The sequence below is a fragment of the Aquimarina atlantica genome (genome assembly GCF_000626715.1).
In the GTDB taxonomy this organism is placed as follows: Bacteria; Bacteroidota; Bacteroidia; order Flavobacteriales; family Flavobacteriaceae; genus Aquimarina; species Aquimarina atlantica.
The window spans coordinates 275,638-289,004 of sequence record NZ_AQRA01000001.1; the positions used below are offsets into that span (position 1 = coordinate 275,638).

Below are 13,367 nucleotides of genomic sequence, written 5' to 3' on the forward strand. Positions count from 1 at the left end.
TACCTTAACATACAATGGATAAGAAAGAAGAAGAGCTTATATCGATGCATTATCAGATGGAAAAAACTGATATCAAACAGCAACGGCTGGAGGATCGACTTATCTCTATTTCTGAAGATCTGAAGAGAAGTAAAAGAATACGTAATTTTTATTTTATATTTATTCTTGTTTTGATGTTGTTGTTAACCGCAGGAAGTCTATATGTGATCCTTGGCAAAAAGGAAAATATTACCCAAATTGACTCTTTAGAAGGAGGAGTGGACGTTCAGCGACTTATGTTTGAAAATGATTCTTTACAAAAGGAAGTGAATAAACTTAAAACAGATATTTCTAAATATCAAAATGAAGAATTATCGAATAAAGCAAATTCAACAACTTCCCTTTCGGGTACTATCGGAGATGTAAAGAAAGAAGAAGAGGATGGTAAAGAAGGGAAATCTAAACTAAAATTTGAAAGGAAATATTGTTACATAAATAAGGTGTATAAAAGCAATGATGTTGTTTTTATAGAAGCAGATATTATAGAGTATTATCAGGGTAGAAAAGCAGTTAAAAAAGCTAAAGAATTAGGGAAAGCTGAGTATGATTTGGATAAAAATGGAGATACATTGTATTTTTTATATAATAATTATTATATTCATAACCAGAGTTCTAAGTCTAAAATATTAGAGCTTGACGATAAGGCGAGGGTGAAGATTGAAAATATTAATCAAATTTCTTCCGGTTTTCCATTAAAAGCTTTCCAGAAAGTAATTACAGACAGACCTGTTTTAATTTTGGAAATTAGTAATGGAATAGTGTATAAAATAACCGAACAGAAACTCCCTTAAGCATTGTTTAAAAAAAATATCTTTAGAATAACTAACTAAACTTTTGAATCTATCCCCCACAATGAAAGTTATGAAAGATGAGGATCTTCTATCTTTACATTATCAGATAGAAAAAGCCGAAATTAAACAGAAAAAGCTCGAAGATCTTCTGGATGAAGAGTCTGATAAGCTAAAAAAAAGTAAGAAATCTAATAGGCTATTTGGGTCATTCTCATTAGTTCTATTTTTATTAACCATTTTCCTTGTAGCTAATGCTTTTTATTTTAGTAAATCACAATCAAAAAGTAGTAAGGCAGAAAATAACGAGCTTTCTTTGGTAAAGCAAGAACTTATCTCTGCTAAGCAGGAATTAGAAGTGTTAAAAAAAGAAAAAGTTAGCCTAAAAGAAATCAAAGATCTATACCTGTATAGAAGTTTGATTAAAAAGGATACTGTATATTCGGTGCAGTTAAAAGCATTTAGTGCAAAAAACACACCAGCTATTTCTGAGAAATATACAAATGCACTTATTTATAGCGATACTTCGTTCTATAAAATGAGTTTAGGTATTTTTGAAACCTTGAGCGAAGCCCAGGACTTTAGAAAAACACTTATAGCTTCCGGGTTTGATAAAAGAATATTTGTAATATCTTATAAAGACGGAAAACGATTAAAAATAGAAGAATTTCAGTAGCTAATTACCTTAATTTTGGGAAATTAGCTGGATCTGCTTCATTTATAATTTCATACACTTTTTCGAAAATATCTTCTGTAGAAGGTTTACTAAAGTAATCTCCATCAGTTCCAAAAGCAGGTCTATGTGGTTGTGCACTTAGAGTCTGTGGCTTACTATCCAGGTATTGATACACGTTTTGTTCATCAATCAATTTGTGTAAAATATATCCAGTCGCACCACCAGGTACATCTTCATCAATAATTAATAATCGGTTTGTTTTTGCAACACTTTTAACGATATCATGATTTAGATCAAAAGGAAGTAAAGACTGTACATCAATTACTTCGGCATTAATCCCTACGGTTAATAGTTCTTTTGCTGCTTGCTCAACTAATCGTAATGTAGAACCATATGATACCAAGGTGATATCTGTTCCTTCTTTAACAGTTTCAACAACACCAATTGGTGTTCTTATCTCAGATAAATTAGAAGGCATCTTTTCTTTTAAGCGGTATCCATTAAGGCATTCTACAACCAAAGCAGGTTCATCACTATCCATTAGTGTATTATAAAAACCTGCAGCTTTAGTCATATTTCGAGGTACAAGAATATGAATACCTCTTAGTAAATGAATAAGGCCACCCATTTGAGAACCAGAATGCCATATTCCTTCTAGTCTGTGTCCTCGAGTTCTTATAATTAGAGGAGCTTTTTGTTTTGCAAATGTTCTGTATCGTAATGTAGCAAGATCATCACTTAATCCTTGTACACAATATAAGATATAATCTAAATATTGAATTTCTGCAATCGGTCTAAGGCCTCGCATAGCCATCCCAATTCCTTGCCCTATTATAGTAGCTTCTCTAATACCGGTATCAGATACTCTGGTTTCTCCAAACTTTTCCTGAAGCCCTTCAAGTCCTTGATTTACATCACCAATTTTACCACTATCCTCTCCAAAAATAAGAGCTTCGGGAATTCTGTTAAATAATTTTTCGAAATTATCTCTTAAAATAACTCTACCATCAACTTGCAGTGCATTGGTATCGTATTGAGCTTTTACTTCATCAATATAAATAGCGCTAGAATCATTTTCATTATATAAATGGCTGCTGTATTTTGGTTGAATACGAGCAATGTAATTATTTATCCATTCCTGAAGTGTAGATTTTTCTGCAAAGTTTTCTTTTGTAATATATTGTAATGTTTTTCTTGTAGCTTCAAGAATATCTTTGCGTATTGGTTCTTCTTTTGAAGCCAAAATATTAACCAGAGGAGAAATGAAGTTTTTATTAGCACTTTTGCTTTCTACAGATTTAAGAATTTCTAATGCTTCTTTTTGTTCTGACTTAATTTCTGACAGATACGCATTCCAGGCTTCGGTTTTACCTTTTCTTACTTCTTTTTTAGCAGCTTTTTCAAAATCCAGAAGTTCTTCCGCTGTTGCGATATTATGCTCAATGATCCATTCTTTAAACTTTTTGTTGCAATCATATTCACGTTCCCAATTTAAACGCTCTTCGCTTTTGTATCTTTCGTGAGACCCAGAAGTAGAGTGTCCTTGCGGTTGCGTTAATTCTTTTACATGAATAATAACAGGAATATGTTTTTCGCGTGCTAATTTTTCAGCTTTTTCATAAGTGTCCATTAGGGCAGGGTAGTCCCAACCATTAACTTTTAAGATTTCATAGCCTTCGTGATTTTCGTCACGTCTAAAACCTTCGAGAATTAAAGAAATATCTTCTTTGGTTGTTTGGTGCTTTGCATGAACAGAGATACCGTATTCATCATCCCAAACACTAACCACCATAGGTACCTGTAGCACTCCTCCTGCATTAATAGTCTCCCAAAATAAACCTTCACTGGTACTTGCATTACCAATAGTTCCCCAAGCTACTTCATTTCCTTTACTTGAGAAATTAGAATGATTAGAAATGCCTTTTTCGTTACGATACACCTTTGATGCCTGGGCAAGACCTAGTAACCTGGGCATTTGCCCTGCGGTAGGAGAAATATCTGCACTCGAGTTCTTTTGTTGCACCAGATTTTTCCATGTGCCATCTTCATTTAGACTGTGAGTAGCAAAATGACCTCCCATTTGTCTTCCCGCCGCAAAAGGTTCTTTGTTGATATCAGTATGAGCGTATAATCCCGCAAAGAATTGTTCTACTGTATATTGATCAATAGCCATCATAAATGTTTGATCTCTATAGTACCCTGATCTAAAATCACCATTGCGAAAAACTCTGGCCATTGCAAGTTGAGGCAACTCTTTTCCTCCTCCAAAAATTCCAAACTTAGATTTACCTGTCAATACTTCTCGTCTTCCCAGTAAACTACATTCTCTACTAATTAAAGCTATTTTGTAGTCTCTAAGTATTTGATCTCTATATTCTTCGAATGAAATATTAGATGAAGTAATGGTTTCAGGCTGCATGTGAACGGTGTTTTAATGTTTTGCAAATTTAGCTAAAATCCTAACCATTTGCAAGGCGTAAACTCTTAATTTTTTTGAATATAATTCATTAAAACTGTGTTTTTGTTGATGAATTATAGTTTTTGAGCAGTATTTTAAGGATTGGTTAACAAATGTTCAAAATTTTCACATTTGTTTTTTGATTTGGCTTTTTACAAGAACATTAATACCATTCTCTGGTAAAAAGGCCTATTAATGTTTCTGGACTTAATGTTATAATAAATCGAATTTGCTCTTCGTAATTTGGTTGTGATATTTCCCACCCTTTATTAGAAACTACAGGAAAAAAGACTTCGAAATAATCAGCTACTAGACTAAGTCTAATTCCTGCATCATAAACAAATTTTGGAGAGATGTTTTTGTTTTTTACCACCCCTGCATCTCCATATACATAAATCCATTTCCATATATTGGTATTTGCGTTAAGAGTGGTAATCCATTGATTAGCAAAAGGGTATTCGAGTTGTGACTTAAATCCTCCTTCTGCCAAAATAATCTGTTGGCTTACCAAACCGGTATCTTCACTACGTCCAAGGTAGTTATAATCGAATAAATAATCTGTGGGCCTGTCTAATGCAAAGCTAAAGAAATCACCATCTTTTTCTGTATCATTAAAAAGAAAAGACCCTGCGAATAGACGTAAATTTAATTGTCGATTATTAAGAAACAGCTTCCTGTAATTTACAGTAGCTGATAGTTTACTAAAGTTTTTTGATATTTGATAATCAATAGTGTATCCTAAAAAATTAGTAAGATTAAAATCAGAATATTTATATCTTACATTAAATACATTATAATCTGGAGTGGTAACAGGGTTTTCTTTATCCCGATCTCTAAATACATTGATGTTTCTAAGAAGAAGCCTTTGCTTTTTATTAGACCTAAGATCCTCTGGCCTAAAATAAAAACTTACAGATGATGAGAATCGTTTAAACAACAAATCGGGAGCATAGCTAAACATACTGCCATTTATCCCATATCGCATTTTGTATAATCCATAATCAGAAAGTTGTTGTCTATAAAAAATAGATGCTGACCCCAATAGTCTATTGGATTTGAAACCATATGCAGGGGAGAAGTTATATTCTAGGTTTCTTTTTATAAAAGATTTGTTGTAAAACTTTGACGCTAATGTAAAACCATCATATACATTAAACTCGATTTCTGGAATAAAAAATATTTGGGTATACCTGGGATCTTCTATATCCTGTAAAAACCTAAACTGTATAGGTTTATTAAATATCCATTTTAGATTTCTGTAATTATTACGTCTGTTTACTTCTGGGATATTCTGATCATAATCCAATACCAGTTTACTAATATCTTCATTGGCAATTTTTACTTTTTTGGTCCCTGTGATCCCCATAATCCAGGTTTTAGAAACCATATCTTTTTTTCTAAATCCATAAAGAGAAATCGGCATTGTATTATTACCATTATTCTTAATCGTCACTTCGATCGAATCTTTTCCTTTTTTTACAGATTTGATTTTAAAATCAAGCTTTTCATTGGTTTGCACATAATCCTCAAAAAACCATTCTACATCTAGAGGGGCTATATCGAGAAGTACTTTTTTATACGTATCTGAATTTGTATATTTTAATACATTTTGAGTGTAGAAATCTTTAATACTCTGGTCGACAATATTATCATCACCCAGGTAATCTTCCAGATATTTAAATCCTACTCCTGCTTTATATGCATTTGCTATATTTTTATTGAATTTTACCAATTCATCTTGTGGTTGTAATAGAGGTTGATCTAAAAACAATCGAGCCATGTTTTTATAAGCTAAGAAATATTGATCATTAAAATCCAGATCGGCAGCATGAAACCATCGTATACCGATTACTTTACTCAGTTTACCGATAATTTTCATTTCGGGATAATACTGTTCTGTATATGCCATCATTAAGTAGATGTGTATCGCATCTTTTATCCATGCGTCATATCTGGGATTTATAATAATGGTTCTTTCGAGGTAATTTTCGGTAATAGCCTTAAGTTGTTTGATTTCAAACTGAAAGCCATCAGGAAAAGGCCTTAATATATCGGGTAATTGGTTTAGTCCATATACAGGGTTACTTTTGTAATCATTTTCAGAAATTACGATCTTATCAAAAGGGTATGGGCCTAATTTTTTTTGTAAAAATCCAATAATCCTATCAGTTGCTACCGATTTCATTTCTGGCATTAAATCATTGTCATCTATATTGCTTATAAACTGAACACCATCAGAAGGGAAACTATAGAAAGAAGATGTTTTTTCTAAGTATAAGTTAGCTTCATTTCTTTTGTTGCCTTCGAGTTGTATAGTTTTGATAGTTTCATCCTTTGATAGAATGCTATTTTTTTGTTCTAGATCACTAACTATTTCGTAGGTAGAAGGTAAAGTGAAATGAATTTGATAATTTGCTATAGGAGCATATAAGTCATCCAGGTTTTTATGGCTATAGATATTCCATTTTGTATCATATACTGCCGGAAGAATATACCAATACTTTAAACTGAAGTTTCCGTTAGGATGATATCCGTACCTGGTAAATTTGTTACTTGCAATTTTAATTTGATATTTTAAAAGAAAAGTTCGACTTTCTCCTGGATAAATAGGCTTAGAAGATTTTATCCATAATATATCCTGGATTCCATCGTGTCGACCCCATTGTAGAGGTCGTGATTCTTTATCACTTATATTTTGAATTATAGTTCCTCCTCGTTCTTCGTCTTTGGCAAAATAAAAACGTTTTATAAAATCTTCTGCAAACCTTTTGCCAAGGGGAGTGGTCTTATCAGAGAAGCTATTGGCCCAATCATGAAAGAATATTTGTGTAAGCGTATCTTTTGATAAATTCGTATAGGTAACTTTCTGCTCTATAGTTATTATCTTTTTTTTGGCATCTAGATTAGCATTTATAATGATATTATGCTGTGCAGACCCTGCGGTAAGCGCAAAAAAGAAAATTATAAAACTATATATTTTTAAAATATTCAACCTTTATTTTTAATTAAAAGACGTTTTCTAAGATATAAACCAAAAAGGAATATTGTTACCTATTTGATTTTATCTATTAAAACTTTATTGACTATGGCAGCACTTTATTGAAATACTCTTCAAAATCGATTTTACATTAATAATTAATTTAATAACAAAATGAATTAGAAATTTGGACTTAAATTATACTGAGTATAAAATTTATCTAAAATTTCTAATACTTCACCTGGGGTGTCTACAATATGTATTAGGTCTAAATCCTCTGGGCTTATATTTCCAAACTTTTGAAGCAATGTACTTTTTACCCAATCGATTAGTCCACCCCAAAATTCTGTGCTTACCAGTATAATTGGGAATTTTGCAATTTTCTTGGTTTGTATTAATGTTATCGCCTCGAATAACTCATCCAAAGTTCCAAACCCTCCTGGCATAACTACAAATCCCTGAGAATATTTTACAAACATCACTTTACGCACAAAAAAATAGTCAAAATCCAGGCTTTTGTCGCTATCGATATACGGATTATCATGTTGTTCAAAAGGTAGATCTATATTAAGTCCTACAGAAGTTCCTCCTCCCAGATGTGCTCCTTTATTTCCTGCTTCCATTATACCGGGACCACCGCCAGTAATAACTCCATAACCCTGATCCACAATTTCTTTGGCAACATCTACAGCTAATTGGTAGTATTTATCATCTGTTTTTGTACGGGCAGATCCAAAGATAGATACACAAGGTCCTATTTTACTCATTTTTTCAAACCCATTAACAAACTCTCCCATAATCTTGAAGATTGCCCATGAGTCATTTGTCTTTATTTCATTCCAACCTTTATGGTGTTGCTCTTTTCTCATAAATTTATTTTTTAAATATTGTTACTTACAACTCATTCTTTAAAAACTGAGCAGTATAGCTTTTTTTATCTTTTATAATTTCTTCTGGCGTACCTGTAGCTACAATTTTTCCTCCATTTTTTCCTCCTTCATATCCGATATCAATAATATAATCTGCCATTTTGATTACATCTAGATTATGTTCTATAATTAAAACCGTATTTCCTTTATTTACTAATTCATTTAGTACTTCCATCAAAACACGAATATCTTCAAAATGAAGCCCTGTCGTGGGTTCATCTAGAATATAAAAAGTATTACCAGTATCTCTTTTTGATAATTCTGTGGCTAGTTTAATGCGTTGTGCTTCACCACCAGATAGTGTGGTTGATTGCTGCCCAAGAGTAATATATCCTAAACCAACATTTTGGATGGTTTTCAATTTTCTTGAAATTTTGGGAATATGTTCAAAGAATACACAGGCTTCATTGATGGTCATTTCTAAGACATCAGAAATAGATTTTCCTTTATATCGAATCTCTAAGGTCTCTCTATTGAATCGTTTTCCCTGGCAGGTTTCGCATTCTACATATACATCGGGTAAGAAATTCATTTCTATTACCCTTAATCCACCTCCTTTACAGGTTTCACATCTTCCTCCTTGAACATTAAAGCTAAAACGTCCTGGTTTATACCCGCGAATCATAGCTTCTGGAGTTTTGGCAAATAAACTTCTTATTTCAGAAAAAACACCTGTATATGTTGCAGGGTTAGATCTTGGTGTACGACCTATAGGAGATTGATTAATATCAATTACTTTATCAGAGTGTTCGAGACCCTTGATGCTTTTATATGGCATTGGTTTTTTTACACCATTAAAATAATATGCATTTAAAATAGGGTAGAGTGTCTCGTTGATAAGTGTAGATTTTCCGCTACCAGATACCCCGGTAACAGCAATCATTTTACCCAAAGGAATATCAATAGATACGTTTTTTAAATTATTTCCTGTAGCTCCTTTTAATGAAATGGTTTTTCCGTTTCCTTTTCTACGTTTGGCCGGAGTTTCGATTTGCTTTTTACCACTTAAATAATCTGCCGTAAGCGTATTGTGTTTTTGTAATTCTTCGGGAGTACCTTCGCTAATAATTTCTCCGCCATGTTTCCCAGCCAAAGGGCCAATATCGATAACGTGATCTGCACGTTCTATCATATCTTTATCATGCTCTACAACAATAACAGAATTACCGATGTCTCTTAACTGAACCAGTGAATTAATTAATTTCTGATTATCTCTCTGATGTAAACCAATACTAGGTTCGTCCAGGATGTATAAAACCCCAACCAATTGCGAACCGATTTGAGTCGCTAATCGTATACGTTGTGCCTCGCCACCAGAAAGTGACTTACTACTTCGGTTTAAAGATAAGTAAGTGAGTCCTACATCTACCAAAAATTGAAGCCTGGCATTTATTTCCTTTAATATTTCTCCCGAAATCTTCTTTTGTTTTTCGCTTAGATGTTCAGAAAGGGATTTAAACCAATCAGAAAGCTCGCTAATATCCATTGCAGATAATTCGGCAATATTCTTAGAATTTACTTTAAAATATAAAGATTCTTTACGCAGTCTTGATCCTTCGCATGTAGGACATTGAATATTGTCCATAAAATCTTTGGCCCATCTTCGCAATGATGTCGAATCATTATTTTTATATGTATTTTCTATAAACGATGCTACCCCTTCAAAATCAATTTTGTAGTCTCTGGTAACTCCAAGAGATTTGCTGTTTACAGTAAACTTTTCTTTTCCGCCATAAAGAATAATTTGCATGGCTTCTTCGGGGATTTTTTTTATAGGATCACTTAATTTAAAATCATAGCGTTGTGCGATTAATTCTAATTGCTTAAAAATCCAATTATTTTTTTGAGGTCCCTGCGGAGCTAAACCTCCATTTTTTATAGATATAGAATCATCTGGGATGATCTTTTTTAGGTTTACTTCATACAGATTTCCTATGCCATTACATTTAGGACATGCTCCTTTTGGAGAGTTAAATGAAAAATTGTTGGGTTCTGGGTTGGGATACGAAATACCACTAGATGGGCACATTAGATTTCGACTGAAGAAACGTACCTCCTGAGATTCTTGTTCGATTACCATCAATACATCATTACCGTGGTACATTGCAGTATTGATCGTTTCCATTAGACGTTTTGAATTATCCTGATCTTTGGTAACTTTTAATCGATCAATAACAATTTCTATATCATGGGTTTTATAGCGATCGAGCTTCATACCTTTGGTGATATCTTTAATTTCTCCGTTAGTACGTACTTTTACAAAACCTTGTTTTGCAATTTGCTCAAATAACTCTCGATAATGTCCTTTTCTAGAACGAACAATAGGAGCCAGGATACTGATCTTTTTTTCTACAAAATCTTTTAAAATAAGATCTTTGATCTGCTCATCGCTATAGCTCACCATTTTTTCACCAGTATTATAGCTATAGGCGTCACTTCCTCTAGAGAATAATAACCTGAGAAAGTCATAAATTTCTGTAATGGTTCCAACCGTACTACGTGGACTTTTACTGGTTGTTTTTTGCTCGATCGCAATAACAGGAGAGAGCCCATCAATCTTATCAACATCAGGTCGTTCTAATCCTCCTAAAAATTGTCTTGCATAAGCAGAAAAGGTTTCTATATAACGTCGTTGCCCTTCTGCATAAATGGTATCAAAGGCCAAAGAAGATTTACCAGATCCCGATAAACCTGTAATCACTACTAATTTTTCACGAGGTATGGTAACGTCGATATTTTTCAAGTTATGAACACGTGCTCCTAAAACCTCAATATTTTCTTCTGATGTAACCATAAATTTTAAACCAAGATTGCAAATGTAGTTATTTGACAGCGTTTTGTGAAATTGGAAAAGTTTCAGTTGTGTTAAATCAACATTTTTATTGTAGATATCAGTTTTGTGTTGTGTAAATTAAAGTGTAAATAACTGAAAAACAGTATTTTATATGTGTAAAAAACGTAAAATCAGTGTATTACTTTTCTTTCAAGATAAAGTGCGTGTAAGAATTTTGTTTTAACAAGTAAGAAGTTTTATAAAATTTTAGGGGCCAGCATTCTAAAAAAAACTATTACGTAATATGAGACATTTATTTGAATTTGAGATCGAGTTTTAGAAATAAATATATCTAATGGTATATTCTTTTTTAAGATTTTTTTTTAATTAAATGATTTTAATAGTAAGAATATTTTAATTTTTTAACTAAAATATTGAGTGATTTGCAATTTATGAAACTCCACATTAACTTTTTTAAATCGGTATGTAGAATTAGTAACTTAATTATTCACAAACTCTTTGAAGTTTTTGCTATTGATCGTATAAATAGCCCAATGTAGTCAATAGAGGAATTCTTCAAAATTAAAACTTATCACGATGAAAAACATATTCAAAATTGCAATTACCTTTTTTATGGTAATAAATTTTATGCAGGCTCAACAGCCACAGCATACACCTAGTGAGTTGGTAAAACAACAAAAATCACTGGGTTCTGATTTTCAGGATGTTAAATTGTTTAGTTTAATGACTGCTAAACAAAAATCGAGTGTACAATTACCAAAAGAGGTTAAGGATTACACTTTATTTTCTTTAGATGCTAAAAAAATGGCATTTATGAAGTCTAATACTCCCAAAACTATGAATTTGGAAATCCCAGGGCAAAAATCGTCTATAATACTAGAATTAGTTAAAGTAGATATTGCTACAGATGATTTTAAAATTGTAGAAATGCCTTCTGGTAACGTTGTTAAACCGAGTAGCACTGTTTCTCATTATAGAGGAGTAGTAAGAGGTAAAACAAACTCTATTGCCGCTGTTAGTTTATTAGATGGTGAGGTCTCGGGCGTTATTAGTATAGGTGGCGACGATGGGAACCTTGTTATGGGGCGATTAGAAAATAGTTCGAAACATATCATGTATAAGGATAGTAATTTACTTCACTTACAAGACTTTACTTGTAATGCTGAAGCAAATTATGAAGGCTATACAAAAGAAGAGCTTTCTGATAACCCTTCTACCAGTAAAGCGGCAGAAAAGTGTGTTAAGGTATACTTCGATATAGGAAATGATGTTGTAAGAGATAAAGGAGGAAGCCAGCAAGCATCTGATTATTTGCAATCTATATTTAATCAGGTAGCAATATTGTATTCTAATGATAATGTGACTGTAAAAATATCACAGATAAATGCGTGGACTTCTCAAAATCCTTTTAGTGGATTATCTGATTATTCGAGTTATAGAAGGCAAAATGGTCTTAACGGAGCTGATCTGGGGCATTTTGTAACTTATGATTTCTCTGGTGGAGTAGCATACCTGAGTGGTGTTTGTCAATCTAATTATAGATTTGCAGTTTCTGGTATTAATAAAACTTTTAATAATGTACCTACATATTCATTTTCTGTAATGGTAATTGCACATGAGATGGGGCATAACTTAGGTTCAAATCATACTCAGGCTTGTGTTTGGAATGGTAATAATACTGCGATTGATGGTTGTTATAATGTAGAAGGTAGTTGTTCCAGACCGGCAATCCCATCGGATGGAGGTACTATTATGAGTTACTGTCACCTAACTAGTGCAGGAATTAATTTTACTAAAGGATTTGGCCCACAGCCGGGTAACGTGATTCGTAATACGGTCAGTTCTGCCAGTTGTCTTCAAACCTGTGGTACTACAGGATGTAATACTGGTGATTCTGCAACGGTAACGTTTAACAATAATACAGATTGTACTTTAGAGTATTTTACAAATAATAGCTCTCAGTTCTCTATTAATTCTGGTCAAACCAGACAGGTTTCAACGACTAGAGGAGCGAGTTGGGAAGCTAAAAATTCATCTAATGCTACTGTAGATTCTTTTACGGTTCAATGTGGTCAGGATAGTTATGCCTCTTCTGGTAACTGTACTGATGGTGGAATCACTTGCGAGGGTGTACCACCTTATTCTAGTGGTACTGTATATTCTGTAGGAGATCGGGTAACCTATCAAGGAAGTTTATATGAGAGAACGTCGACAGGTTGGAAAAACCTGGGACCATGCCCAACTAATCCAAATGATCCATGTGCAGGAGTTTCTCCATGGTCATCTTCAGAAACGTACGCTGTAGGAGATCGAGTAACCTATCAAGGAAGTTTATACGAAAGAACATCTACTGGTTGGAGAAATCTTGGACGTTGTGGTTCTGCTACTCAAGCTTCTTTACAAAGAGATGGAATTTCTGGTGAGCTAAGTATTAAAGCGTATCCTAATCCAGCCGATGAAATTCTTACCATTGAAGTTAGTAATGTATTAAATACTTCTTCTACATTGTCTATTAAAGATATTAATGGTAGAATATTAAAAGTTGTTGATTTAGATACTCCTCCGGGAGGAAAAGATCGTCATACTATAGATATTAGCACATTCTCTCCGGGTATGTATTTTGTTCAGGTAACAGATTCTAAAAAGACAGTTACCAAAAAAATATCTATAAAATAAGTAGAATATACTATTGGGCTATAATAGAGT

The 13,367-nt window shown here is 33.0% G+C and carries 7 protein-coding genes; 3 read left to right on the forward strand and 4 right to left on the reverse strand.

Going from position 1 to position 13,367, the window contains the following annotated elements; genetic code table 11:
* Positions 1 to 14 precede the first annotated feature (14 nt).
* Together ATO12_RS01230 and ATO12_RS01235 are read left to right on the forward strand one after the other, a co-directional pair.
* A complete protein-coding gene (locus ATO12_RS01230; protein ID WP_034237923.1) occupies positions 15 to 830 on the forward strand; it encodes a hypothetical protein in 816 nt (271 codons plus the stop codon).
* Positions 831 to 900: 70 nt separating this feature from the next.
* The gene (locus ATO12_RS01235; protein WP_131248744.1) at positions 901 to 1,503 is read left to right on the forward strand and encodes a hypothetical protein; all 603 of its coding nucleotides are present in this window, start codon (positions 901 to 903) and stop codon (positions 1,501 to 1,503) included.
* 4 nt (positions 1,504 to 1,507) lie between these two features.
* Here ATO12_RS01235 and ATO12_RS01240 read toward each other — a convergent pair whose 3' ends face one another.
* The 4 genes from ATO12_RS01240 to uvrA all read right to left on the reverse strand — a co-directional run bounded on the left by ATO12_RS01240 (position 1,508) and on the right by uvrA (position 10,661).
* Positions 1,508 to 3,922 (reverse strand): alpha-ketoacid dehydrogenase subunit alpha/beta, encoded by a 2,415-nt coding sequence (locus ATO12_RS01240; RefSeq protein WP_034237928.1) that lies wholly within the window; start codon positions 3,920 to 3,922, stop codon positions 1,508 to 1,510.
* A 202-nt stretch (positions 3,923 to 4,124) separates the two neighbouring features.
* Positions 4,125 to 6,953: a gluzincin family metallopeptidase gene (locus tag ATO12_RS01245; protein WP_051575514.1), complete on the reverse strand. Its 2,829-nt coding sequence runs from the start codon at positions 6,951 to 6,953 to the stop codon at positions 4,125 to 4,127.
* 164 nt (positions 6,954 to 7,117) lie between these two features.
* Complete coding sequence (locus ATO12_RS01250; protein ID WP_034237931.1) at positions 7,118 to 7,807, reverse strand: LOG family protein; 690 nt, start codon at positions 7,805 to 7,807, stop codon at positions 7,118 to 7,120.
* Positions 7,808 to 7,832: 25 nt separating this feature from the next.
* A complete protein-coding gene (gene uvrA, locus ATO12_RS01255) occupies positions 7,833 to 10,661 on the reverse strand; it encodes an excinuclease ABC subunit UvrA (protein ID WP_034237934.1) in 2,829 nt (942 codons plus the stop codon).
* Between the two features lie 576 nt (positions 10,662 to 11,237).
* Here uvrA and ATO12_RS01260 point away from each other — a divergent pair.
* Positions 11,238 to 13,337 (forward strand): M12 family metallo-peptidase, encoded by a 2,100-nt coding sequence (locus tag ATO12_RS01260; protein WP_034237936.1) that lies wholly within the window; start codon positions 11,238 to 11,240, stop codon positions 13,335 to 13,337.
* The last annotated feature ends 30 nt before the right edge of the window (positions 13,338 to 13,367 follow it).